18 protein-coding genes are annotated in these 26,232 nt (G+C 51.1%); 9 read left to right on the top strand and 9 right to left on the bottom strand.

Annotated elements, in window-relative coordinates; all coding sequences use genetic code 11:
- Positions 1-41: 41 nt before the first annotated feature.
- Complete coding sequence (locus ACO0LG_RS21845) at positions 42-1,211, bottom strand: serine hydrolase domain-containing protein (RefSeq protein WP_423029666.1); 1,170 nt, start codon at positions 1,209-1,211, stop codon at positions 42-44.
- A 415-nt stretch (positions 1,212-1,626) separates the two neighbouring features.
- Between ACO0LG_RS21845 and ACO0LG_RS21840 the strand changes: the two genes are divergently transcribed.
- The gene (locus ACO0LG_RS21840) at positions 1,627-5,847 is read left to right on the top strand and encodes a hypothetical protein (RefSeq protein WP_423029665.1); all 4,221 of its coding nucleotides are present in this window, start codon (positions 1,627-1,629) and stop codon (positions 5,845-5,847) included.
- A gap of 2 nt (positions 5,848-5,849) precedes the next feature.
- Complete coding sequence (locus tag ACO0LG_RS21835; RefSeq protein WP_423029664.1) at positions 5,850-6,389, top strand: alpha-ketoglutarate-dependent dioxygenase AlkB; 540 nt, start codon at positions 5,850-5,852, stop codon at positions 6,387-6,389.
- A 13-nt stretch (positions 6,390-6,402) separates the two neighbouring features.
- Here the strand turns inward: ACO0LG_RS21835 and kynA are convergent, their stop codons facing one another.
- Both kynA and kynU read right to left on the bottom strand, forming a co-directional pair.
- On the bottom strand, positions 6,403-7,254 hold the full coding sequence (gene kynA, locus ACO0LG_RS21830; protein ID WP_423029663.1) for a tryptophan 2,3-dioxygenase: 852 nt from the start codon (positions 7,252-7,254) through the stop codon (positions 6,403-6,405).
- Between the two features lie 161 nt (positions 7,255-7,415).
- Positions 7,416-8,681, bottom strand: a complete 1,266-nt coding sequence (gene kynU, locus ACO0LG_RS21825) for a kynureninase (RefSeq protein ID WP_423029662.1) — start codon at positions 8,679-8,681, stop codon at positions 7,416-7,418.
- Between the two features lie 478 nt (positions 8,682-9,159).
- Between kynU and ACO0LG_RS21820 the strand changes: the two genes are divergently transcribed.
- From ACO0LG_RS21820 to ACO0LG_RS21805, 4 genes are all read left to right on the top strand, one after another.
- Positions 9,160-9,636: an Lrp/AsnC family transcriptional regulator gene (locus ACO0LG_RS21820; protein ID WP_423029661.1), complete on the top strand. Its 477-nt coding sequence runs from the start codon at positions 9,160-9,162 to the stop codon at positions 9,634-9,636.
- A gap of 36 nt (positions 9,637-9,672) precedes the next feature.
- On the top strand, positions 9,673-10,152 hold the full coding sequence (locus ACO0LG_RS21815; protein WP_423029660.1) for an NUDIX hydrolase: 480 nt from the start codon (positions 9,673-9,675) through the stop codon (positions 10,150-10,152).
- A gap of 422 nt (positions 10,153-10,574) precedes the next feature.
- Entirely contained in the window at positions 10,575-11,324 is a 750-nt protein-coding gene (locus tag ACO0LG_RS21810; protein ID WP_423029659.1) for a hypothetical protein, read from the top strand.
- Between the two features lie 200 nt (positions 11,325-11,524).
- Positions 11,525-12,472, top strand: coding sequence for an MBL fold metallo-hydrolase (locus ACO0LG_RS21805; protein WP_423029658.1), 948 nt, complete (start codon positions 11,525-11,527; stop codon positions 12,470-12,472).
- A 34-nt stretch (positions 12,473-12,506) separates the two neighbouring features.
- Here ACO0LG_RS21805 and ACO0LG_RS21800 read toward each other — a convergent pair whose 3' ends face one another.
- Positions 12,507-13,505 (bottom strand): type II secretion system F family protein, encoded by a 999-nt coding sequence (locus ACO0LG_RS21800; RefSeq protein ID WP_423029657.1) that lies wholly within the window; start codon positions 13,503-13,505, stop codon positions 12,507-12,509.
- A 115-nt stretch (positions 13,506-13,620) separates the two neighbouring features.
- Between ACO0LG_RS21800 and ACO0LG_RS21795 the strand changes: the two genes are divergently transcribed.
- The gene (locus ACO0LG_RS21795) at positions 13,621-14,286 is read left to right on the top strand and encodes a hypothetical protein (protein WP_423029656.1); all 666 of its coding nucleotides are present in this window, start codon (positions 13,621-13,623) and stop codon (positions 14,284-14,286) included.
- A 129-nt stretch (positions 14,287-14,415) separates the two neighbouring features.
- On the top strand, positions 14,416-14,955 hold the full coding sequence (locus ACO0LG_RS21790; RefSeq protein ID WP_423029655.1) for a glycine zipper 2TM domain-containing protein: 540 nt from the start codon (positions 14,416-14,418) through the stop codon (positions 14,953-14,955).
- Between the two features lie 105 nt (positions 14,956-15,060).
- Here ACO0LG_RS21790 and ACO0LG_RS21785 read toward each other — a convergent pair whose 3' ends face one another.
- Positions 15,061-16,155: a serine hydrolase domain-containing protein gene (locus tag ACO0LG_RS21785; RefSeq protein WP_423029654.1), complete on the bottom strand. Its 1,095-nt coding sequence runs from the start codon at positions 16,153-16,155 to the stop codon at positions 15,061-15,063.
- Between the two features lie 102 nt (positions 16,156-16,257).
- Here ACO0LG_RS21785 and murJ point away from each other — a divergent pair, with 102 nt between their 5' ends.
- Positions 16,258-17,811: a murein biosynthesis integral membrane protein MurJ gene (gene murJ / locus ACO0LG_RS21780; RefSeq protein ID WP_423029653.1), complete on the top strand. Its 1,554-nt coding sequence runs from the start codon at positions 16,258-16,260 to the stop codon at positions 17,809-17,811.
- A 451-nt stretch (positions 17,812-18,262) separates the two neighbouring features.
- Here the strand turns inward: murJ and ACO0LG_RS21775 are convergent, their stop codons facing one another.
- From ACO0LG_RS21775 to ACO0LG_RS21760, 4 genes are read right to left on the bottom strand one after another with little or no spacing between them, the layout of a single operon-like run.
- Positions 18,263-19,057: a YfaP family protein gene (locus ACO0LG_RS21775; RefSeq protein WP_423029652.1), complete on the bottom strand. Its 795-nt coding sequence runs from the start codon at positions 19,055-19,057 to the stop codon at positions 18,263-18,265.
- Between the two features lie 11 nt (positions 19,058-19,068).
- The gene (locus tag ACO0LG_RS21770; protein ID WP_423029651.1) at positions 19,069-19,848 is read right to left on the bottom strand and encodes a YfaP family protein; all 780 of its coding nucleotides are present in this window, start codon (positions 19,846-19,848) and stop codon (positions 19,069-19,071) included.
- A complete protein-coding gene (locus tag ACO0LG_RS21765; RefSeq protein WP_423029650.1) occupies positions 19,845-21,605 on the bottom strand; it encodes a DUF2300 domain-containing protein in 1,761 nt (586 codons plus the stop codon). The genes ACO0LG_RS21770 and ACO0LG_RS21765 overlap by 4 nt, the downstream gene beginning before the upstream one ends.
- Positions 21,583-26,232, bottom strand: a complete 4,650-nt coding sequence (locus ACO0LG_RS21760; RefSeq protein WP_423029649.1) for an alpha-2-macroglobulin family protein — start codon at positions 26,230-26,232, stop codon at positions 21,583-21,585. The genes ACO0LG_RS21765 and ACO0LG_RS21760 overlap by 23 nt, the downstream gene beginning before the upstream one ends.

Genomic DNA, 26,232 nt, shown 5'->3' with positions numbered 1-26,232 from the left:
GGGCACAAAGCATCAGTTTATTGGCCTCAGCCGGTTTGTCATTATTTAGGTATCAGCGGCTGCATCAGCGAGTCTGCAAAATCGTCCAGCTTGCTGATGGCAGCCTCGTTATAACAATTGCAGGCGATGGCAATCGCGACGTTTTTGCTGGGAATCACTCTGTTGCTGGCGTAATAAGTCAACTCCGTACCGTTGTGTATGCTGACATTACCCAGTCCAGGAACAGTAGCAATAACCCAGCCCATGCCATAATTATCGACAGGCGTGTGCATCAGCTGGAAACTGGCTAGTGTCAAATAAGTGCTCTGGCCCTGTAAGCCGCGTAGTTGTTCACGTAAGAAGAGGCCATAGTCAGCCAGACTCAGATTCATGCCACCTGCAGCATTGATAAAAAATGCGTAGCGGGGATCGAGCGGAGGTGTGATCTGCCATTTATCATCCACCAGGGTATGCCCAATATTGTTATTGACGCCTGCATCTTCAGGAAAACCAAAGCGTCCCTTGATACCCAGTGGTGCAAATACTTCTTTCTGCATCAGGTTTTCATAGCTGTCACCGCCCACGACCTCGGCCATCATACCGGCCAGGGTGTAACCTACATTTGAATACACCATCTTGCTATTAGTTGGGTATTCGGGAGCATCCTGCAATAACAAAACGGCGAGGTCACGGCGGTCTGCCAGCAAGTCGCCAGTCAGCAAGGGCAGGGCTTTTTCTAAAGTGCTGTTATTCACTTCACGCGGCAGGCCTGAACGGTGGCGCAGTAATTGTTCTACCGTGACATTCAAATATTCAGGACGGATTTGCGTGCGCCAGGCAGGGAATATCTCTGCTATCGTGCTATCCCAACGTAGCTTCTTTTGTTCCACCAGGCGGCCTACCAGGGTGGCGGTGGCCGCTTTGGTCAATGACCCCAACTGGAACAGGTCTGTACTTTGTACATTCTGGCTGCCATTGACTTGTCTGGTACCTGTCACGACATTTTCTACTTTATCCTGATTGACGATAGTGACAGAAACTGCGGGAAAATTGTTGGTGCTGCGGAAGCGCTCAACCTCGGCGCGCAGTGCTTCTCCGGTCAATAGTGTTACCGGTTTTTGTACTTCTACGGCTGGCGTTGTGACGGGGGCCGTAGAGTTGGAGCTGCTACCACCACAGGCAGCGAGCATGCCGCAGAGGGAGGCGGCAATCAGTATATTGTTCAAGCGCATATGCATGGTCCCATAAAAAAGTATGCCATCAATATCTTCAGAAAAGAATGGAATGCCGGGCGCCTGTGTAAATTCTGATCAATCTGTATGCAGGCTTGCAGAGTGTTGGTGTACAGGCACCGCAGCGGGCGCAGTATCGCTACTTATTTGTTAATAAACCATGTTTTCGTACAAGGTATAGTTTTATAAAACGACAAGTATTGCTTGGTAGAACCTGGCGGTTCTGACTGTGCCTTATGTCATTCAGGCGTCATGCCGGCGTCATGTAGAGCTTGTGAAGTTCAGGCAGGTCAATAATGATTTCTGTTTTAGCCAGGCAAAGAGGCTTGCAAATAAAAATCACCAACGCCGGGTGCTATTGCAAAATATGCCACTATAATCGCCGTGACCATATCTTAACCATCAAGGATACAGAATGCTGAAGAATTGCATTGCAGCCTTAGTCATCGTTTTATTCGCTTCATTGCTCAGCCGTGCTGCTGAATTCCCTGTCGGTGCCGTTCCCGACCCCTTAAAGGCCTGGGTGCCATGGGCATTGGATGGTGTAGAAAACTTCGGTTGTCCGCAACAAGGTGCCGACGCCAGCCAAAAGCAATGCGTATGGCCCGGCCTGCTGGATATAAAAGTAAATGCGCAGGGGGCGAGTTTTGCCCAGGATATGCAAGTGCATAGAGATACATGGGTTTATTTGCCGGGCAGCGCCCTGCATTGGCCGCAAGAGGTCAGTGTCAATGGCAAACCACAGGCAGTACTGGCACGCGATGAAATGCCTGTTATAAAACTGACTCGTGGCACCTATAAACTGGCAGGTAAATTTATCTGGACTACAGTACCAGAGTTTTTACCCCTGCCACAAAATGCGGCTTTATTGAAGCTTGACTTGAATGGCAAAGCAGTGAATTTCCCTGTGCTGGATGAAAGCAATCAGTTGTGGTTGCAACGCAAAGCCGATGCAGACAGTGGCGAACAAATCCAGATACGCACCTTCCGTAAAATCACGGATGGCGTGCCGGTTATGGTAGAGACTTATATCCGGCTCGAAGTCTCCGGCAAGGGCAGGGAGATCAAGCTGGAACGCGCACTCTTGCCAGATTTGATCCCGCTGGAATTACGCTCTGGATTACCTGCCAGCCTGAAGCCGGACGGCAGCATGACAGTACAGGTCAGGGCAGGCAAGTGGGAAATACGTTTGCTGGCGCGTCAGTCAGGGTCTTCCAAGTCCCTCAGCATGCCAGAAGGTACTGAGGAAGAAATCTGGTCTTATGAAGCGATGCCCCTGATACGCACAGTGGCGATAGAAGGACCAGCCACCGTTGATCCGCAACAAACCACCTTGCCGCCAGAATGGCTTAACTTGCCAGCATATCTCATGCGTGCTGGCAGCACATTTAACTTCAAGGAGATACGCCGTGGCGACAGTGATCCGGCGCCGGATAAACTGTCTTTGCAACGACGTTTGTGGTTGAGTTTTGATGGCTCCACGCTGACCATGAGTGACCAGATCAAAGGTGATATCAGTCATTCCAACCGCCTGACGATGGGCAATATCGCTCAACTTGGTCGTGTCAGCGTAGCCGGACAAGACCAGTTGATCACCCGTGGCAGTGACAAGCTGGCGGGCATAGAAATCCAGCGCGGCAGCATTGATGTGGGTGCTGACAGTGTGATCGGTAATAGCACCCGCAAGCTTTCTGCCGTGACCTGGCAAAAGGATTTTGACAAGCTAGCCATAGAATTGATCTTGCCGGCAGGCTGGCGTTTACTGCATGCTGGCGGAACTGACCGGGCCGAAGGAGCCTGGTTGTCTCGCTGGAATTTGCTGGATTTTTTCCTGGTGCTGGTAATTGCGCTGGCTGCGGGCAAATTGTGGGGCAGGCAATGGGGCGCGCTTGCCTTGTTTGCGCTGGTGCTGTCGTATCAGGAGGCAGATGCACCACGTTATTCATGGATAGTCTTGCTGGCGCTGACCGCGATTTTGCGCGCCTTGCCAGCCAGTCGCTTCCAGATTTGGATCAAGCGTCTGCAGCAAGTCAGTTTGCTGGTGCTGGTCTTGCTCACGCTGTCATTTGCCACGCAACAGGTACGTTCAGCTTTGTACCCTGTGCTTGAGACCGATGGTAGTGCAGCTTATAGGTATCAGGCAGTTCAAGGCGACATGTCGCCAACACCTGCCGCTGCGCCAGCTGCAATGCCAGTCGATGCTAATACAGAAGTGCAGGGTGGTAGCAATGCTGAAATTGCGTCACCACCTCCGCCTCCAGCGAGGATGGTAGAGGAAGTCAAACCAGCCGAGCGCGCTGCCGAAAAACTCGCTAAAGGGGACGCAGTACGATCCTATAGAATGACCACGCCCAAGGCACTTATCGGTTCGCGCGCAACTAACTATCAAGTGCTGGACCCCGATGCCAAGGTGCAGACTGGCCCGGGCTTACCCACCTGGAACTGGCGTTCCCATCAGTTGATCTTTGACGGCCCGGTCAGACAAGATCAACAACTGGATTTATGGCTGTTGCCACCCTGGGCAAATAAACTGCTGGTTGTGTTACGCCTGATACTGCTGGGCTTCTTATTGCTGTGCGTGAGCGAGTTGAGAAAAGGATCAAATCAGGGGCCTTCGGACAGTGACAAACAAGCTGCTGGCAGATGGCCATGGCGTGGCTTCGGCAAGGCCGCATCCCTGTTGGTGATGTGTAGCTTGATTGCACTTCCTGTTGTGTACAGCGAAGCTGCACATGCCCAGATGCCGGATAATGGAAAGCTGGAAGAGTTAAAACAAAAATTAACCCGTCCGGCAGACTGCCTGCCAAATTGTGCAGAAATCTCGCGTATGATGGTGCAAATCAATGGCAACAATGTCCGGCTGGGGCTGGATGTTGATGCCGCCATTGAGCTTGCCTTGCCACTGCCTGGTGGTATCAAACACTGGCTGCCTGCGCAGGCGCAACTGGACGGCAAGCCAGCCTACATAAGCCGTGCAGACGATGGAACCATATGGTTGCTGGCCCCGGCAGGACGACACAGGCTGGAACTGACAGGCGAACTGATGCAGAGCGATACCTTGCAATTACCCCTGCCGCAAAAGCCCAGGCAGGTCGATGTACATGCAGATGGTTGGGATGTGGCAGGTTTGTCAGACGACTCTGGTGTTGCCGATACCCTGCAATTCAACCGCCGCATCAAGGCCAGTAACAAGGCAGAAGCAACTGCCTTGCCCAGTTTTTTACGTGTCACACGTCGTTTGATACTGGACAAGGAATGGCAGGTCGAAACCAAGGTCTCGCGGCTGTCCCCTATGGGCCAGCCTGTATTGGCACAAATCCCCTTATTGCCTGGCGAAGCGGCTACCACTGCTGGTTTGAATATTAAGGATGGCAAGGTCGCGGTTAATCTGGGCCCGCAGAACGAAAGCATGGAGTGGCGTTCGAATTTGCCACAAACTTCCCAGCTTAAACTGAATCTTGCGCAGCAAAGCAATTGGATAGAAACCTGGGTCATCGCTGCCTCAGGTATCTGGCACCTGGGCACGGCAGGATTGCCACCACTCGCCAGTGATGCCAGTAATGGTGAGAGCGGTGCTGATCTGGTGTTCCGGCCATGGCCGGGCGAGACCCTGGTTATCAGTGTAGAACGTCCGCAAGCCATTCCCGGACAAACCCTGACCATAGATGAAAGCCGCTTGCTCGTCAGCCCCGGCAGCAGGGCTACAGATTATCAACTGAGACTGCATTTGCGCAGCAGCCGTGGCGACGACTATACCCTGACCTTGCCTGAGGGCGCGGTATTACAGCGTGTGAATATTAATCATCAGTTAAGGTCATTGCGTGCAAATGGCAGGCAACTGGTGTTGCCGGTAGTGCCAGGTGCGCAAGACATAGAAGTGCAATGGCGTCTCGATCAGGGCGCAGTAGTCAGCTATACGACTGCTACTGTGAATTTGCAGCAGGCCAGTGTTAATCACACCCTGCAATTGATCTTGCCACGAGACCGCTGGCTGTTGCTCGCCAGTGGGCCCGGCATAGGGCCTGCCATCCTGTTCTGGGGCAAGCTCATCGTTCTGCTGCTGGTTGCGGTCGTCCTTGGCCGTTATGCAAATTTGCCTGTCACGACCCGGCAATGGTTGTTGCTGACCTTGGGTTTAACCCAGGTTACCTGGTGGTGCGCAGCCCTGGTAGTTGCCTGGTTCTTTGCATTTGTCCGGCGCGCCGCAAGGGCTGATGATGTCATCAGCAGGTGGCAATTCAATTTGCGTCAGCTGGGTCTGGCGGTATTGACCCTGATCATGCTGTGCATCTTGCTGGATGCCGTGCAGAGCGGTTTGCTGGGCCAACCCGACATGCAAGTTGTCGGCAATGGCTCCAGCGCCAATAGTCTTATATGGTACCTGGACAGGACAATGGCAGACCTGCAAACCGCCTGGGTATTATCACTCCCCATGCTGGTCTATCGAGGCCTGATGTTGCTGTGGGCCTTGTGGCTGGCGTGGTCATTACTGGGCTGGTTGAAATGGGGCTGGTCGGCATTTGCCAGCGGCAGCTTGTGGAAACAAAAGCAGCGTGTGCTGGAGACTGACACTATTTTGCATGAACCTACCGTCAATGCAGAGGAGCCGCTACCTGAGCAAACGCCACTGAAATAATCATGTCAACACCAAATATTTATTTGAAGCCAAATTTTCTTACAGCACCGCAGGACTTGTTTGATCTCTTGAAAAAAGAGGTCATCTGGGATGAAAGACTGCGCGCCCGCAAAACCGCGAGTTTTGGTGTTGCCTATGATTACTCGCAAATATCGTATGCTGAAACCAGCATGCCAGAATTTCTGCAGGTGATCTGTAAGGAAGTGGAAAATGAACTCGGTTTTTTGCCCAATAATTATTTGTTGAATTTTTACCCGGACGGTAACTCAAGCATGGGTTTTCATTCAGACTCTACTGATGAGCTGGCAGAAGGAAGTGGCGTTGCCATTGTCTCGCTTGGTAGTTTGCGGCGTATTGCCTACCGCAGCAAACAAGATAAAAGCCAGGAATATCTTTACCCTTTGCCAGCAAGAGGACTGCTTTATATGTCGGCAAGTATTCAGGAGGAATGGCTGCAAGCCATTCCTAAAGAGGCAGGTGCAGGCGAGCGGATCAGTTTGACGTTCAGAAAAATATTAAACAAGGCTCAGACAGAGCCTTGACTAACACATGTGTTTATAAAGCCGTCCGCAAAGTAAATAATTCCGGAAACAACACTACATCCAGCATCTTGCGAAGATAGCTGACACCTGCTGTGCCACCTGTGCCGGCTTTGAAGCCGATGATGCGTTCTACCGTGGTCACATGGCGGAAGCGCCAGATGCGGAAAGCGGTTTCCATGTCCACCAGTTTTTCTGCCAGTTCGTATAAGGACCAATATTTTTCTGGTGTTTGATAGACTTGCAACCAGGCTGCCTTGACGGACTCATTGGCGACCACGCCTTGTGACCAGTCTTGTTGCAAGCGGTCGGCGTCTATAACAAATCCCTGGCGTGACAAGAGCATGATGGCTTCATCATAAATCGATGGTGTACGCAAGGATGCCTCAAGAGTCGCATATAACTCGGGATTGCTTTCATGCACAGCCATCAGGGTGACGTTCTTGTTACCCAGCAGGTATTCCAGTTCACGGTATTGATGTGATTGAAAGCCTGATGAAGCACCAAGGTAAGGGCGTATTGCCGTGTATTCGCTAGGTGTCATGGTGGACAAAACATCCCAGGCATGCACCAGTTGATCCATGATACGGGCTACGCGTGACAGCATTTTGAAGGCTGGAGGCAGATCATTACTGCGTATGTGCTGACGCACGGCATGCAGTTCATGCAGCATCAGCTTGATCCACAGTTCACTGGTCTGATGCTGAATGATAAATAGCATTTCGTTGTGATTGGGTGAGCGCGGGTGTTGCGCTGTCAGTATTTGGTCCAGACCCAGATAATCGCCATAGCTCATGGATTCACTAAAGTCGAGCTGTGCGCCATGCCATGACATAGGGCATTTGCCAGCTTGTTCGTTGTTGCTCATGTTATTTCCTTAAAATTTTTCACACGTAAAGCCATAGTGCACAGAGCTAACTCAGAGAAAGGTGAAAATCTGCTTATATTTCATATATATGGATTTCTCTTTGCTTTTTTTCTCTCTGTCTCTCTGTCTCTCTGTGTCTCTTTGTTGAGAGGTCTTAACGATCAAGTCACTGCATTGCGCTCAGCGTTTGCATCGTAGCCTTTGCTGTCGAGTATATCGCGCAAGCCTTCTGCTGCATCCCAGACATCAACAAAGCTGGTGTACAGGGGAGTAAAACCAAAACGCATGATCGCTGGTTCACGATAGTCGCCGATGATGCCGCGCTCTATCAGCGCCTGTATCACTGCATAGGCATGTGGGTGTTTAAAGCTGGCCTGGCTGCCGCGTTGCTGGTGCTGGCGTGGTGTAACCAGTTCCAATGGATGTGCGGCGCAACGGGCTTCTACCAGGGCGATAAACACATCCGTCAGTGCCAGCGATTTTTTGCGTATGGCTTGCATATCTGTTTTGCCGAAGGTATCCAGGCCACAGGCGACCATGGCCAGCGAGGTGATAGGCTGGGTACCGCACAGGGCTCGGCGTATACCTGGGGTAGGGGTAAAGCCAGGGTTCATGGCAAAAGGGCTGGCATGACCCCACCAGCCGGACAATGGATGATGGAATGCTTCCTGATGCCGTGCTGGTACCCAGATAAATGCTGGTGAGCCAGGGCCGCCATTCAGGTATTTGTAAGTACACCCCACGGCAAAGTCGGCATTGGCGGCATTCAGTTCCACAGGTACTGCGCCCGCAGAGTGGGCCAAATCCCATAAGATCAAAGCACCATGTTGATGGGTGAGGGTAGTGACGGCTGCCATGTCATGCAGATAGCCGCTGCGGTAATTCACATGCGTGAGCATCACCAGTGCGGTGTTGTCATTGATGACTTGCGATAATTCTTCCGGGGAATCTATCAGCTGGATTTGATAACCACGATCCAGCCAGCGGGTGATGCCTTCCGCCATGTAGATATCGGTAGGGAAGTTGCTTCGTTCGGTAATGATCGTCTTGCGTTTGCTATCAGTTGATTGTATCTGCAGCGCTGCGGCAATGGCCTTGAACAGATTGACGGATGTCGTGTCGGTGACCACTACTTCATTGTCTGTTGCACCAATCAAGGGCGCGAGCTGGTTGCCCAGGGTAGATGGCATATCGAACCAGCCAGCAGTATTCCAGCTCTTGATCAGATCAGTTCCCCATTCGCGGGTGATGACATCTTGCGCCCTTTGCAGCGCCGCCTTGGGACGGGCGCCGAGTGAATTGCCATCAAGGTAAATCACCCCGGCGGGCAAATCAAATTCTTTACGCAGGACGGCCAGTGGGTCTTGCTGATCCAGCTTTTCGCAATCGCTGCGTGTGATGGTGGTGATCGTGGTGGTTTGTGTCATTACGGCAGGCTCCTCAGTATGGCGCATACCGGGCTGGCGCTGAACCCGGCGAGTTTAAGTGGCAGGCAAATCATCATCCAGGTAGCAACGTCAGAAAGACTATGATTCCTGGAAAAACATGCAGAGATTTTATGCCGGATTGCGTGAATTTTTCTTGCAAATTGAAGTAAAAAAATTGGAATTAATAGAATATTCTGCGATTTTTATATAAAATATTGATATATTATGCACTGATGGGCTTGTGCGTAGCGAAAACGCGCCATGCTGTTTGTATTTTGCAATGACTTGTTCTTTTTAGTTATTGGCAATAATAGTTTAAAAAAGTACTAACCACAGAGGTACAAAGAAAGGACAAACTGTTTACTTTACAAGTAGCCTTTCTTTCCTTTTTTGCTTTTCTCAATGAGCCCACTATGCTTCTGTGTCACTGACCCTCTGTGTTGAGAGGTCTTGTCTTAATAATAAAGTAGACTGCCAAATGCAATTCGACACCACCGATCTTAAAATCCTCCAGCAATTGCAGGCCGATGGCCGCATCAGCAATCAGGAACTGGCGGACAAGGTTTTTTTATCCCCATCATCCTGCCTGCGTCGCGTGCGCATGCTGGAAGAGGCTGGCATCATTCACCATTACTGCGCCGTCATTGATGCTGCCGCAGTTGGGTTGGAAGTAGACGCCTTTGTCCAGGTCACCATGCGGCGCGATGTAGAGCAGTGGCATGAAAATTTCTCGCAAGCCTTGCAACAATGGCCAGAAGTAGTAGGCTCCTACATTATCACAGGTGACGCAAATTACCTCCTACGGGTGCGAGCCCGTAATCTAAAGCATTATTCTGCCTTTGTGCTGGAACGCTTGTACAAAACCACTGGCGTACTTGATATACGCTCGAATATCGTCTTGCAAACCTTGAAGGATACCCAGCAAATCGCCACGAGTTTGCTGGTGGCAGAATAAGGCCGACCGTGTTGACAACTGACTGGATTATTCAAAATGATGATTTCTTTTGATATAGATGGCTATCGTTACAACCTGCGGGCTGCTGCAATTATTCTGGATGATGACAAAGTACTCCTGCACCAGATAGAAGGCGATGCATTCTGGTGCGTGCCGGGTGGTCGCGTCGATGCCGGTGAGATGGCCGCTGCAACCATCGTGCGGGAAATGCAGGAGGAATTATCAGAGCAGATGACTTGCGAAAAACTCTTGTGGACGGTAGAAAATTTCTTTGAATACCGCGGGCAAAAACACCATGAGCTGGGTTTGTATTTTTTAGTTAAGCTATTGCCTGCTTCCCGAATGTTGACAACACCAGGCCCCTATATGGGTAATGAGGGAGATTTACAATTGACCTTCGCCTGGTTTAAACGGACAGAACTGATTGCACTTGATATTCGCCCTTCGTTTTTAGCTCAGGCATTGGCTGATTCTTCACTGACTATGCAGCATGTGGTACATCGTGAACTTGCCTGAAACTCCTTTGTCTGAAATCCTTTAGATAGTGCTCATCTACAATTTTCCGATTGCGTTGGGCATGTCTTAAACCAAGCTCAAGCCGGCATGATTTGCGTCATCAAATATTTCTGATTTGCATCGAATATTTTTTATATGCACTTGTAAATTTCCCTGTCCGACAGTCGAGTCTTACAGCTTTTTAGGACTGGTCCGATACGTATAAATTGCTGTTCTGATTACACTACTCTCAGTAACTTCAAAATAACAAAAACTCAGTGGGTTATAAAAACATGACGATGTTTTTTGGTACTCCTTTTTGTTATTGTAAATTTATAGCCGCCTGTACTTTAGTGACATAGCGCGTACAGGTTTTAAGGATTTCATCATTCCCGTGCGCATTTCGCGCAACGTATTGTTTAACCAGTATTCAGGAGATTTATATGAAAAACGGACGTCAACAAGACCATTCTTTCCAAGACCGCGATCGTCAGGTCAACACACATCACCTCAACAACGGTAGCCGCCATGATACCTACGGCCATCAGAATGATTTCGATCATGATGCACGCCATACATCCTCTCATTATGCAAATGATTTTGGCCGTGAACAATTGCAAAGCCGCAATACCGGCTCACAAGGTTTTTATGGTGGACAATATGACCTGGATGGTGGTCGCCAACAAGACCAGCGCTCTCTGAATGATAACAGCGCCAGCCGCTCATATCCTGATCAATATGACCGCCAGTCAGGTCGTTCTCATGGCCAGCAATCCGGTCAGGATTTTTATCGTAACCAGGCCAATAATGGCCGTTACCATCCCAATGACAATGGCCAATATGAGCGTAACCCCAATACCTATCCACGTCAGACGGCTGGCGACCACGACAGGCATGATCGCAGCAACAGCCAGCAAGTGACGCGTGGTGGCTATGAAGATACCCGCCACTCTCAACAAGGCGGTCATTTTGATCCAGATTATCACCAATGGCGTAATCAACAAATTGAAGCGCTGGATAGTGACTATAACGACTGGCGCAAAGAGCGCTATCAAAAATTCTCTACCGAATTTGATACATGGCGCAGCAGCCGTTCTACCGATGCGACAAAACATTTGCAAGAAAAGAATGGTCAGAACTCCGCAGTCTCCGCTGCTGCGACTGACAATAACACAACGGGAAAATCGAAATAAGTGTTTGCTGTCTGAATAGCTTCAGCGAGTAGTTTCAACGATTGTTGAAAATGAGGGAAGACAGGTTTCTTGTCTTCCCCACTTCTGTTATGCGCTTTTGTTAGCGCTAATGTTATGCACGGATACGAATCTTTTCTGGTGCTCAGGATAGCTTTCTGCCACAATTTGCTCGTCACGTACCAGTTATTGCGGAGTCCGTCATGTCATTTTTTTCTCGTCCCGTTCGTCTTGTTCAATCCACCTTTTGCGCCAGTCTGTTGCTTATCAGTTCCTGTGCGCTGGCTATCTGTCAGCCAGGCAAGTTGGTCGTGCAGGTGCTAGGTTCGGGCGGCCCGGAACTGAGTGACCAGCGTGCTTCAACTTCCTATCTAGTATGGGTAGACCAAAAGGCCAGGATACTGGTTGATTTTGGCAGTGGCGCAGCCTTGAATTATGAAAAATCCGGCGCCAATCCGGCGGAACTGGAGGCTGTGCTCTTCTCACATTTTCACGTTGATCATACGGCCGATTTTCCTTCGCTGGTCAAAGGTTTGCCGTTTGCTGGCTATGATAAAGAGCTGCGTGTTTTTGGCCCACCCAAGCGTGGGGTTTTTCCAGGTATCAAAGAATTTACGCATGCTTTGTTTAACCGTGACACGGGTGCTTATGCCTATCTGGCAGATTATGCTGACCCTGATGTCAGCAGCCAGTTCAAATTGGAACTTGAAGAAGTGAGCCTTAAGTCTAAAGAAATCAGGCGCTACGATATTGATGAGAGTCTGACCGTCAGTGCCGTCAGTGTATTGCATGGTTCCGTGCCTTCTTTGGCATGGCGTGTAGAAAGCAAGGGTTGTAGTATCACCTTTAGCGGTGACACCAGTAACACCGATCAGGCGCTGGATCAACTGGCGCAAGGCACGGATGTGCTGGTTGCCCATAATGCCGCCCGCGAAAACGATACCGATGAAGTGGCACGCTTACTGCACATGATGCCGACAGAAATTGGCCGCATCGCAGGTGTGGCAAAAGCAGGCAAGCTGGTTTTGTCACACCGCATGAAACGCACTCTTGGACATGAGATGGAGAGCACAACGGCAATACGCAAGAATTATGCAGGAACGATTTTGTTTGCCAATGATATGCAGCGCATCATCGTCGGCGGCAAATAAGTGCGGGCATGGTCACAACTGAAATGCGTTCTGCTTAAACATCCTTGGGCACTTGCGGAAGAAATGCGCCGCTGTGTAAAATGCCGTAGGCAATCACTGATGCTATCAGGGCATACGCAATTCTTGGTATCCATTCTGCCACCTGTCTTTGTTGCAGTACAAGGCTGGCATTTTCACCCTTGGCATAACGGGACAGCATTTCGGGCAAGGTGCCGCTGGCCTCTCCAGTTTGTATCAATCCCAATAATGTGTCGTTGTTGATTGTTGGTAAAGAGCGTACCGCTTCTGCCAGAGTTGCCCCTTTTTGCATGCGCGGCAAAATACGCGCTAACTCACGTCTCAACAAGACATTACTTGCTCCTTGCAAGCCCAGTGGCAGGGCATCAAACATGGGGAGGCCCGCTTCCAGCAGCAAGGCCATGCTCTGCCAAAAATCGCAGAGATTGCGCCGCTTGTGCATGACCCCAAAAACCGGCAGGGCCAGCAGCGTCTGATCCAGCCAGGATGCAGGCGCATCCGCAGGGCGCATCTGGAAACGCCTGTAAGCATAAATACCGCCAACCACCAGGCCTGCGGCGAGCAAGATACTGCGCACAGCATGCCAGAGATAAGCACCCACGCTCAGCGAACCCGCTACTAGTTGTGGCAAGGGCGGGACAAATAAAGCCAGTATGCCCATCAAAATGGGCCGCATCATGCCTGATCTGACCGTGGCTATCTGCTGGGCTTTTTCTTCGTAATAACTGGCCAGGTGGCGGTAGGTCGGGGTTGGATCACCGGCAGCCAGCGCAGCCTTGAGCAAGCCTGCTTCCAGCGGAGTCCAAAGGCTACTTTGCAAGCCTGCATCTGCCAGGTTTTTACCGCGCTTAACGGCATGCAGGGTTGCTGTCATCCTGCTTTGATACGGCGCAGGCAATTTGATCATAGGCAAAGCTTGCAGCGCGGGGATGCCAGCATGGCTTAATGCAGCCAATTGTTGCAGTAAGTCTGCACGGATACGGTAGGGCAGGGCCAGTTGGTGCTTATTTTTCATGCATGCTATTGTGCCATGGATTATCATGGGCTATATATAATGACATTAGTCTTAATTGTTGCAGGGAAAATATCTCGTATTTAGAAAAAAAGCCAAGTCTAAAAAGGAGTACTTGATGTCTATCTCAAAATTAACCCTCGTTGTTTTATGTACGGTTTTTTTCTGGCATGCCCAGGCTTCTGAAATACTCGAACTACAGGACTATCATGCCAGCGAAGCCAAGGTGGGTAAGACCGGCTCCTGGCTGGGTTTGCAGCAGGCAGGCAAGGGCTGGCGGCTGGTGACTGTCAAGCCCAGCTTCAGAAAAATACCTGACCCCATCAGCGGCGAGGGTGTACGGGTAGCGGCAAATACAGCCAATGTCAGGATGTTGTTGTCTGATCCCGGTTTGAAGGCCGGGGCAGTCAGTGTTTCAGATGAAGTAAAATTGGTCAGCGGCTCTATAGACGAAGAATTCGAATTATCGACCTTGCCATCCTTGGGACAGGAAAGGCTGATGCACTTGCAAGGCAATGAATATAGCCTGCAAAATCGTGAGGGTAAAATTTACCTCAAATATGCAGGCGCAGAACAATACCTGTTCGACTATGTTGAAAACAAGGAAGACAACAATGCCCGCCTGATCTGGATAGGTGATCTTGATCATGATGGAAAACTTGATTTCATCATCGATACATCAAATCACTATAACGTCACAGAATTGCGCCTATATTTGTCGGGGCAGGCTGCCAAGGGCGAATTATTAAAGTTGGTGGCCAAGCGCAAAAGTACCGGCTGTTAATTTAATTTGCCTATGCGCAAGCCTCACTTTGTTACATTTGCTTACCTGCGTAACATTATTCCTGTCTCCTTTTTAATAGCCTCATGCGTTGTTGGAGTATGAGTCATTATTAAACTGAAGGAGAACATCATGGAATTAGCCACTAACAGCAAACGCATACATCCCTTGTTAGCAGGTGCTGCATGCTCAGTTATACTGGTGAGCCTCTTGGGTGCTGCTGCCCTGACAGGCGTATTGCCCAGTTCTCACAGCACGGCGACATCGGGCAATGAGATTGTGCCAGCCATGACTAGTAATGCCAATGCGATCAATCCCGCAGGCAACACTGCCATGCCGCTTGCCAATACTGGCAATCAACCTGCGGCTAATTATGCAAACACGCAGTATGCCAATCCTCAGTATGCAAACACTGCACAAAATACTTATCCTGCGCCTGCACCAGCTCCAACCAGGGTTGCTCAGAGCAGCAGCCATCATCAGCCTGTCAGAAATTATCAAACACAGCCTGCGCAGGCAAAGAATAGCCCGGTTGGTATAGGTGTGGGTGCCGTGATTGGTGGTCTGGTTGGTAGCCAGATCGGTAATGGCAATGGCCGCACGCTGGCAACTATCGCTGGTGCAGTTGGTGGCGGTTATGTCGGTAATGAAGTTGCAAAAAGAAATCCATAACAGGATGTCAGGCCTATAGGATTTTAAGTTTTTAAGTAATCCATGACCCAGACGGAGTGCCAGCTTGATATCTGGCACTCCGTTTTCATTTAATGCGCATTGGTTTTAACGCGCATTCGTCGTGTTCATCAGCGAACGCAACAAGTCGGCAGCAATGCCTTTGTTGGCCCAGGTTTGCGACAAATCCAGATCACCGTTGGTACTCACGATGATGAGTATATTCTGGTTTTGCAAATCCACCAGATTCAAGATGCGCACACCAGCTATCCAGCCCTGACGCTCTACTATCATGGCCGCAGCACCATCTTCACTGGCTTTGAATGGATAAGACCAGACACCGATCGCACCGCCGAGATTATTCGGCTTGACCATCTCATCGCGGCTTTTGGCAGACAGATATTTGCCACGCATGAAAGCCAGGTCAAATGCATACAAATCCCGCAAGCTTCCAAAGCTGCCCCCAGCAGGCCCATAACTGGCAAAGTTCACCGCAGGTTCAGGTTTGCCACCTAGCGTGCCATGAAGATGGGTTTTAACATCAGGCTGGGCCGCATTGTAATAACCCACGTTTTGCATGCCAGCCGGGCTGAAGATGCGTTGTTGCAGCAAGCTTGAAAAGCTTTGTTTATTGATCTTTTCCAGTAAAGCGCCCAAAACAATGTAATCGCAATTGTTATAGTCGAATTTACTGCCTGGCGTGGCATTGGATGGCCCGGCGCACAGGCCAGTGGCAAATTTCTGGAGATCATCACCGCTATTGGCATCCATCATGTGGACGGCTGGATTGACCATCTCATTGTAAAGACCAGAGTAATGCGTCAGCAATTGGCGCAGGGTGGCACTGCGTGCCTGTACATTGGGGTAGTCTGGCCAGTAATGCCCTAGCGTTTGATCCAGTTGCAGCTTGCCCGCTTCAACATCCTGCATGACCAGGATGGCAGTCATTTGCTTGGTGATGGAGGCGTAGCGAAAAGTTTGTTTGGTATCGGTGACATTGCCGAAAGCTTTTTCCAGCAAGACCTTATCGCCATGCGCAGCAAATACCAAGCCTTGAAAGCCAGTAGTTTTAAGGTTTTTGGCTGCTTCTTCAAGATTCGGGATGCCTTTAGCCGCTGCCGCATGGCTGGCTGGATTTAGCAAGGTGGTCGTAATGATGATAAAACTGGCAAAAATAACAAGGTGACGATGAAGGTAAGACATGTTGTGCTCCGGTACAGTAGTCGAGCATATGCTCTGGCCTGAATATTAACAAAAGTTTAGCCTTGGTGATGTGCGTTTAGCCTCAGGCTATAATGCCGCACTATGAATCTATTAAGAACCCTTGCATCTATCAGTGGCATGACCATGCTGTCTCGGATTACCGGGCTGGTACGTGACGTACTGATTGCCACGTTGTTTGGTGCCAATGCCCTTACTGACGTATTTAATATCGCTTTTCGCATTCCCAATCTGTTACGCCGCATGTTTGCCGAAGGGGCTTTTTCGCAAGCCTTTGTACCTATCCTGGCAGAATACAAGAACAATAAGGGCGATGAAGCAACCAAGCAACTGATCGACCGTGTTTCTACCCTGATGACATGGACCCTGGTATTGACCTGCATACTGGGCATTGCCGGTGCTCCGGTCTTGCTTTATTTCTTTGCTGAAGGTTATAGAGACAAGCCAGAAATTTTTGACATGGCGGTGGTCATGACCCGCATCATGTTCCCGTATATCGGTTTCATGTCCATGGTGGCACTGGCGGGCGGGATATTGAATACCTGGCGTGAATTTAAGGTGCCAGCCTTCACGCCGGTTTTATATAACTTTTCGTCGATAGCTGGTTCGCTGTTCCTCGCGCCGTATCTTGAAAAACCAATTTATGCACTTGCTATTGCGGTTTTTGTGGGTGGCGTCTTGCAATTAGTGGCACAGGTTCCCTCGCTGATCAGGCTGGGCATGTTGCCCTCAATAAGCTGGCGCATAGGTACGGCGTGGCAGGATCAAGGGGTACGCCGCATCATGCGCAATATGGTACCTGCCATCCTGGCGGTATCTGCTACCCAGATCAGTATTGCCATCAATACCAGCCTGGCATCCAGGCTCGCACCCGGTAGTGTGACCTGGCTGGCCAATGCCGACAGGCTAATGGAATTTCCTACTGCCTTGCTGGGTGTAGCCCTGGGGACCATACTGTTACCAGGTCTCTCCAAAGCACATACAGACGGTGATACGGTCGAATATTCTGCCTTGCTCGACTGGGGATTGCGCCTGACTTTTTTGCTGGCCTTGCCGGCGGCTGTCGGCCTGGCAACCATACCAGATGCGCTGACATCTACCCTGTATCATCACAACAAATACGATGACCATGCCGTGCAAATGACGTCCAATGCCCTGATTGCTTATGGCGTAGGGTTGCTTGGACTCATCGTCGTTAAAATCCTGGCACCTGGCTTCTACGGCAAGCAGGATATACGCACACCAGTCAAGATTGCCGTGGCCGTTATGCTGGTGACGCAAGCCTTGAACTATGTGTTCGTACCTTATCTTGATCATGCAGGTCTGGCTTTGTCCGTTGGTCTTGGTGCCTGTGTGAATGCGATTTTCTTGTACACAGGCTTGCGTAAGCGCGGCATTTACCAGCCGAACAAGGGCTGGTTGATGTTTCTCGTTAAACTTTTTGCCGCACTGGTATTAATGGCTGGCGTAGCCTTATGGACTTCCGCGCAGTTCGATTGGTTAGGTATGCGCCACACCCCTGTCTTGCGTGCTGCCTATCTAACCCTGGTACTGCTGGCTTGCGCAAGCACCTATTTTGCTGCATTGGCACTCATGGGTTTCAGACCCAGGGATTTCAGGAAGGTGACCAGGGCGTGATGCTGGCACTCATTCTCTGAAGTTTTTGATCGTACACAATATCTCAATTATACTTAAACGATTTACCTGCACCAAAAAAATCATGCGCTCATTTTTCGCAAAGACAGTTTTGCTTGCTATCCTTTTTCATTTAGCTCAAGCATGGTTCTGGCAAGTGTCTTATATGAACGTGGCTTGACCGTTATTCCTTTAAAAAACGTTCCACCAACAAATTCGCTTGAAAAATTTCTGGCCTCATTCAAGCCGATGAATCTGGTCGACAAGACTGAATTGTGTCACGGTACTCAAATTAAGAAGGGCCTCTTTGTTGATGATAAGTATGATATGTATCTGATTCGTACATCAGCTATGAAAAGGCAAATGACGGGGAATACTATCTCTACGACATCTATGCGCAGTTCAATGATGATGCTGTCACCATGCCACTGCAATGACGGTAGCATCTGCCAATTTAAAACATAAATGACTTCACCAAATTCAAATCTCCGATCTTGCGCAAAGGGATGACAAAGCTTTCGCGTTTTTCTCGGGCGGTATTTTCATAGAATACCAGGGTCACGCGGGTAGTGATGATGGGTTGTTTGCGTTGGCCTTCATCAAAGTTATAGCCACCTGCGCCGAAGTTACCCCAGTAGTTGACGAATACATGGTAAGCGCCATGTTGTGGCGCGATAGTGGTGAACATTTCAGGGCCGGGGCCATCCACGCTGTCCACATCCAGGCCGCCGCCGCCATTCAATATGGGCGCTGCAAAGAAGGCGTGCTGGCCATCAGGGGTGATGATGTGCAGATCAACTTCTGCCTCAGGTGCATCCCATGAGCAGATGATGCGTAGTTGCGGTGACAGCTGCTGGGTATTGGCTTCGTAATATTGCACACGTTGCAGGCTTTTACCGTCTGGCCCCTTGATCTCTATATTGTTGGAGCCGCTGCCAAAGGCATAGTGGCGTTCAAAGCGACCGTCTTTGCCGTAATTGAGCACCATGGGATTGCCATTGACGATGAGAGTATGCTTGCGCTGTTTACCCGCATCACGGATACTGCCTTCGATGAGGGTGCGGTTTTTTTGCGTACCACGGTCTATCGGTGGTAAAGGGTAAGAGGCACGGGTATCGCTGGATTTATCGGTCAGGCCGCCATAGTTCCAGCCGCCACGCGGGCTATTGATGGTAGGTTGATCTTCAGCCACGCAATTTATCGCGCCTGCCAGCAGTGCACAAGCTAGCAAGGAGGTTTTTGTTTTCATTTGCATGGTCATTACGGATAAGTAAAAGATTTAACCAGTGTCAATTCGCCAGCTTTGCGCATGGGTACCTGAAAGCTTTGCTGTTTTTCTGACAGGGTACCTTCCTGGCTGATGATGGCAACCCTGGCGATGGTCAGGTCTTTTTCGTTGCCGCCGCTGCCGTAATAATTGACGTAGACGTGATAAGTGCCTTTTGGGGGCGCAGTATTTGCATAGATTTCAGGCCCGTAACCAGTAGTGACGTCCACATCGAGTGCGCCACCGTTCTGCACGACGCGGTTGCCGTAGAACACATGCTGGCCATCAGGTGAGATGACGTGTAAATCCAGGTCCGTCCCATCGCTATCCCAGGACAAGACTACGCGCAGGCGTGCATTCGGTCGGCTGGTATTGGTGTCGAAAAATTGTACACGTTTGACTTCGCTGCCATCTGGGCTGCGTACTTCCACATTATTGGAGCCAGAACTGAAAGAGTAGGGGCGGGAAAATTCGCCACCTTCACCAATTGACAAAGGCATGGCAGCACCATTGACGATGAGCTTGCCTGGTTTTTTCTTGTTATTCGTGCTGATACGGCCTTTGATGAGCGCCATTTCATTCTGGCCCTCAGCATTGACTGAAGATGCAGGGTAGTGCACGGGCTGTTTAAAGCCTGCCGCCTCACCGCCACTATGGCGCCAGCCGCCATGTGGTAGTTCTATCGTGGTGTCTGCCATCGCACAAAAAGGCAAAACAGCAAGCAGGCTGCTGGCCATACAAATAATGAGTCGCTTTGGGTAGGGCTTGATCATGTTGTTCCTTCTATGAGACGGCGTGCCAGTTTTTCTACATAGTCTTCATTGGCACCGTTCGGATGAAATCGTAAAGCCAGGTGCAAGTATTCATGGGCGAGGGTGATGCGTTCGTCCAGGCTGCGCCAGCCACGCGCGTAGATACGCATGCGCTTCTGGTCTGAATAGGGGTTGCCACTTGCCAGCAAGCAGATCGCAGGCTGTGTATCTGGATTCTCAAAACCTGGCTCACGGCGCAATATGCGTTGCCATTTACTGCTGGCACTGGTGGTGCTCAGCCAAGTTTGTGCAGCGGTCAAGGGTTTGCAATCGGATTTGCCATTGAAGCTGGCGATGCTGGCTTGCGGAAAGCTGGTGGCCAGGATACGCTCAAAACTCCAGCCCTGATTTGCCTGCTTCGTCGCTTCTTTCAATGACATGCGGTTGGTACCTGCGCTGTCATTGTGATAGCGAATGTTTGCCCCTTGCAATACCAGGTCATCAGTGAACCAAGCGGCAACCATTGCTGCGTCGGATGGTGCATTGGCGCTGACACGCTGGCGGGTGGTGCTGTCGGCAATGCGCCAGCAACCGTGATCAAGGGTGGCATTCTGTATCAGATAGCTGCGCGCCGCAATTGCCAGGCTGCGGGCGGCTTGTATATTGCTGGCATCGCCCTCGCGGTCTATGACGCGGGCGACATAGTCATTGATGCTGGTGCGCCCCGTAATTTGTGGGGCCATGCCAAGGGCGCGTTGCAGCGTCAGACTGCCATTGCTATTGATGTCCAGGCTATTGCCGTTGGCGAATTGCAGTTTGTATTTGCCGGACAGTGTCCCAGCACGCGCAGGAGCGCTTGTTGCAGATGTAGACAATACTTCGCGCAATGGATAACGCGCAAAAAAATCCACATCTACGCAATGCGTTTCGTCACCGACATTGTCCATATTATTGATACCTGCCCAACGAGGTGTTGGCAGGGTAGTTGCCAATGCACTGGCCCAGGTAGCGAGGGTAGAACGGCTGGAGCCACGCGCACCAAACCAGAATGGTGTGCCATCAGCCAGCCAGCCTGCTGCACCACCAAAGGCGCTGTTGTCAGGCAAATGCCAGGAATAGGTTTTGTAACGTATGCCTGTACCCAGTTGCGCCCAGGCTTCGCGGCCATAGCCTTGCACGGCGGTTTCCAGGAGGGCGGTGCGGGCAGCGGCGCGGGCTTGTGAGGAGAACTTGCTCAAGGTTTCCAACAATTCTTTTACGCTGACCTGGGTGTCGGGTTGTAATTGCGCTGTGCGCTGCAACCAAGTGGCATCGCTGCGGGTTTGCCAGTAAGCCTTCCATGACTTGTCGTTCAAAGCCAGACGCGCTGGTGAAAAATACGGAGCGCATGACCGTGCCAGGGCAGAGTCGCGTTCTACCTGCTCACCGGGTTCACAACAATACAGGTCTTCGTTTTTTTCCTGTTTTTCGCGTAACTCTTTTTTTGCTGTGCAGGTGTAAGCGGCTTCGTGAATGTGATTGTCTTGCAGGTAGGCATAGACAAACAGTTTCCACAAGCTGCCCATAGGAATTTTTTGATCTGTGATTTTACTGTCTTGAGAATTCAATGTGCGTACTTCCACCTGGCCATCACGCAGCCAGGCGACAGTAGCTGTGCCAGCGATATCTGCAGCATGTGCAATTTGCGCAGATGCTGCCAGCGTGACTATGGTCGCGCTGGCAAGCATGATGGTGCTGGTCGCTTTGCGGGCAGGATCAGCGGATTTCCATAAACGCACGTGGCTTGTCCTCAAAGGCTTTCTGGTCTGGCTGGTACATGTGGTAGTAGCGGGCAGGAGGCAGGGCGAACTTGCCGGTTTGTGCTGCACGTACCAAGTGACGTATCACGACCTGACCATTCAGTGCATCTACCGGCACGGCATAGCCGCGGGGTGTTTGCTCGTAGCGTGCACGCTCCATGGCTTCCATATCTTTGCCGCCAGGGTAACGCAGGCTGATACCCCAGGTAGAACGGTCAGCCGAGGTACCCGGTGGTAAAGGCACTTCAACAATGCCAAAGTTCAGTTCAGGGCCAGACGTGCGGCTGAGCACCACTTCATCCAGATAGACTTCATCTGTTTTTAGTGCGGCGCCATCACCCAGCAACTCCAGCTTGAAGCCAGCCTTGCCAGCGACTGCTGGTGGTGTCACGGCACCTTTGCTGGCGGCAGCAGGTGCGGCAACAGCTTCTGGTACCAGGCGGTAAATACGGCGTTCCAGTTTCACTGGAAGATTGGATTTTTCTGGTTCGCGGCTGTCAAACTGGGCAATGGCGATCATGCCAGCACTTGGGGTAGACGCCATACGGATGACACTTGGTGTGGGCGTAGCGGCTGTGGTATTCCAACGGAATACGTTTTGACCAGTAACGGTTTCACGCGCCTGCCAGCCAGCTTCCAGTTCCACCTTTGCCATATTGTTGCGCAACAAAGGATCATTGTTGCCAGACTTGCCACCGAGAGCGCGGTAAGTCCACAGCAGGCTCAAGGCGCGGTCTATGGTAGGTGACTCTGACCTGACGCGTTCAAGCACGGCAGCAGCATCACTGGCAGGGCGTTTGCCTGTCAGTATCAGCAAGGCTTCACCCAAAGGCAGGTCGGCCTGGTGCACGCGGGCAGCAGCTTCCGGCAGGGTCGTGACGGTAATTCCTGTCAGGTTGCCTTTGCTTTGCTGTACTACATAGGCAGCCAGCAAGGTGCTCATCGCATGTTGTACATCATCATCCTTATTGGCAAAGATCATGCTGTTCATGCCGGAGCGTGGGGTGATGACGACAGGTTTTGCAAACGCGCCTTTGGCACCCAGTTCTTCACTCAAGGCTTCTGCCATGGAACGTACTGGCAAGCCCATGTCCTGCATCCAGTACAGCATCAGGGCGCGCTGCCAATGTGACTGCTTGACGCCATCTTTGCGGTAAATATCATTCAGCTTGTCAAAGTGGCCTTCTGGCAGTGACAGTTTCAAGACGCGGCTGGCATGCCAGTCGGCATAGTAGGCATAAGTAGTCAGCAGAGCATCACCATCTTTTTCTGGCACGCTCCACCAGCCAAAGGTCGCATCCGGGCCTGCCATTTGCGCCAGGCGGAAGCGGTAGCTGTACAGCCTTTGCGTCAATTGCGCTGCCAGTCTTTCTTCACTTGGCAAAGTTGATTGCAAGGCCAGGCTGTAAGGGATGAGGCGGCTGGAAGTTTGTTCTACACAGCCATATGGGTAGTCAATCAAGTCATCCATCAAGCGGCGGAACTGTGTGCTGGCACTGTCAGCGAATTGCAGTTGCAGGTTGCTGGCATCAGGTGGCAGTTTCAAGACTGTTTCCTTGCCAGTCACAGGCACGCTGACCGAGCGCTGGCTGAGCCAGTGCACAGGGATGATTTTCAGCGGCACATTCAGGGCATCAACAGTCTTGCCGCCTACAGCCAGCGACAGGTCTATCTTGTTGTCGAGGCCATTGGCTTTCAAAGGCACAGAGATAAAGTTCGCACCGGGTTTCAGCTTCAGGCTTTCTTGCTTGTTGACGCCGGAGCCAGTGATGTTCAGGTTGGCGCTGGCATCCTGGTTACCCTGATTGAAGATGGCTACGCTGGCATTAGGAGCATCCTGCACGCGCATCCAGTTCGGGCTGGTCCATTTCACATAGAAGTCTTTGTCTGAACGCACGTAGGCGATGTTCTGGCCGACATTGCCACCAGCTTCGGTCGCACGCACGGTAATGCGCCAGCGTGTCAGCGAATCGGGCATGGTGAAAGTCAACCGGGCGCGGCCTGTGGCGTCAGCCGTAACATTCGGTTGCCACAGGGCGGTGTCCTTGTCTTCACGACGTGGTCTTTCCAATACCTTGATGGCGCGTTCATGGGTTTGCCCATTGGCAGGCAAAGCCAGTTTGGATGGCGGCACAGCCAGGTCATAGGCGATAAAACTCAGACTGGCCGAGGTACGTACATTATTGCGACGTGGGTGATAGAAAAAGTCAGAAATATCCGGTGCAATTTCAGGCTGCAACACATAAATCATTTCATCGACGACACCAACAGTGAGTTGGCTGCCTGCGGCTGGCTTTCCATCCACCATGGCAGTCAGGTCCAGCGTGACTTTGTCACCTGGAGCATAAACTGCCTTGTCTGCTTTGACAGCGACATTGATGCGTGGCTGTTCAACTTTCAAGCCCAGGTTCTGGAATACATAATCGGCGCCTTTGACATACACCACAGACAAGGTGATGTTGGGGCCATAGGTATCCTGGACAGGAAGCTCGACCTTCCACTGCATAGGTGACAGACGTTTGGCGCTGAGCCAGCCACTGGCATTGCTCATCAAGGCGGTCTTTTCTACCTTGTCACGTTCCAGTGTGAACAGTGCCTGGTCAATTTGCTGCGGGAAGGTGATCAGCGCACTGGCAGTTTCACCTGGCTTGTAGCTGGCCTTGTCAAACACCATTTCTATCGAGCCTTGTGGTGCACTGACGCCAGCACCGCTGACATAATGCGAAGTCGCACCAAGGATGTTGCCTGCTGCATCGCGTATTGACAGGGTATAGGTACCGGGTTCAGCAAAAGCCAACGTTAGCTTATTGGTGTTAGCGAGCTTGCCGTTCGATTTCTTCTGGTTTTCCAGTCTTACCCAGTCCCATGTTGCTGGCGCACTGACTGTGCTGACAGTATTGCCAGGTACCGGCAGTGCAGTCATGGCAAAGTTCATGTTTTCGCCAACGGCAGAGAATGCACGCTCGGCCTTCAGGCTATAGGTGCCAGCACCACGTTCCACCAGTATTTCTTTGGTGGCACGCACGCGATAAGCCGCACCATCAGTGGCTAACACTGACAGAATATAACGACTGGGTTCAGTCGCCGCAGGCAGTTTGAAATCGACAAAACCACTGCTATCAGTCGTAAATGTCGTCGTGCTCATCTGCACTGGGAACTGGCCTGCGTAACCGAGATCGCCTTCAACGATGGTCAGGCGCTGGGCGCGTACAGTCAAGTCTGCCTTGGCATTGACGACCGGTTTACCATCGGGATAAACCAGTTGCAGCTTCCCCTTGATTTCTTCATTGGTTTTATAATCCTTTTTGCTAGGCATGACATTGATTTCAAAATGCGGCTTTTGATATTCAGCCACACGGAAAGCCGCGCCATAGCTATTGCCTTTGTAACTGAAACGCAATTCATAACCGCCTGCCACCGCATTGTCTGGCAACTGGAATACCGTATCACCGCCAGATTGCGGTGTCATTTGCAGGGTCTGCGCTGCGACCGGGAAACCATTTGCATCAAACACCTGCAACTTCAATTCACCGGCGGTAATGGCAGTAGATTCACGGGCCGACACAAAAGTACGGCCAAGGAATTTCACATATACGGTTTCACCAGGTCGGTACAAGGGACGGTCAGTCACCGCATACAGTTTGGTGTTATAGATTTCACTATCGTAATAATAATTTTCTGCGACAAAGACGCCGCCTTTGCTGTCTTCGCCATAGACATAGGTCTTTTCAGGCGCATCACGTTCAAAATTGACGATGCCGCTGGCATCAGTTACACCCGTACTCAGGATGCCTGCGCCATCTGTCCAGACTGTTTTTGCATCTGCCACTGGCTGGCTGCTACGGCGGTCAGCCACCCAGACCAGCATTTGTTTGCTGGAGACCTTGGTCACAGCGATAGAGTCGGACACAAATACCAAGGTCACTGCACGATAGCTGCCAACCATGGCTTCGACCAGATACAGGCCCGGTTCTTTTTTACCCAGCGGTATCAGCACATTGCCTTTTGGCGAAGTAATGAATTCACTGCTGCTGCCATCGAGCTTGACGCCTTTGGGTGGTTGTATCGGCTGGGCGATATGTACAGGGTAGCGGAAGCTATCAACCAGGGTATGCGCCTTCAGTGGCTGGTACAGCGGGTTCATTTGCTGTGGTGTTGGTGCTTTGACCAGCGGGTGCAGGCGTACTTCCGGTGCTTGCGAAGTCACTGCTTTTCTGGCATCCGATGAAAACAGTTTGCGCCACATGCGGCGTGATGCGTCCCACCAGTTGTCCCAAGTGCGTGCCAGCGCATCGGCTACGCCTTTGCCCTTGTAATTGCCTTGGGCATCAATGCGGTGCAAATTCTTTTGTGCCTTTAAAAATTCCAGCGGGTCCTTGACCTTATAAACATAGACATCGACACCGCCGAGTTCAGAAATCTGCCCCATGTCCTGGGCTTCCAGCCGCACCATGGCAGTATCGCCAGAACCATAGGCAGCATCACTGAGCAGGAAGAAAGACGAGCCGCCACCGCCATCCTGCGCCACGGCAGGCATGAACAGTAACAAGGCACACAGTGCTGTCAGTAAAGTGAAGTAGCGGGATTGTTTGAATGTAGCTTTCAT

It is taken from the genome of Undibacterium sp. Ji42W, assembly GCF_049340405.1.
GTDB lineage: Bacteria > Pseudomonadota > Gammaproteobacteria > Burkholderiales > Burkholderiaceae_D > Undibacterium.
Note: the sequence above shows the minus strand (reverse complement) of the source record. Positions and strands in the feature narration are given on the sequence as shown.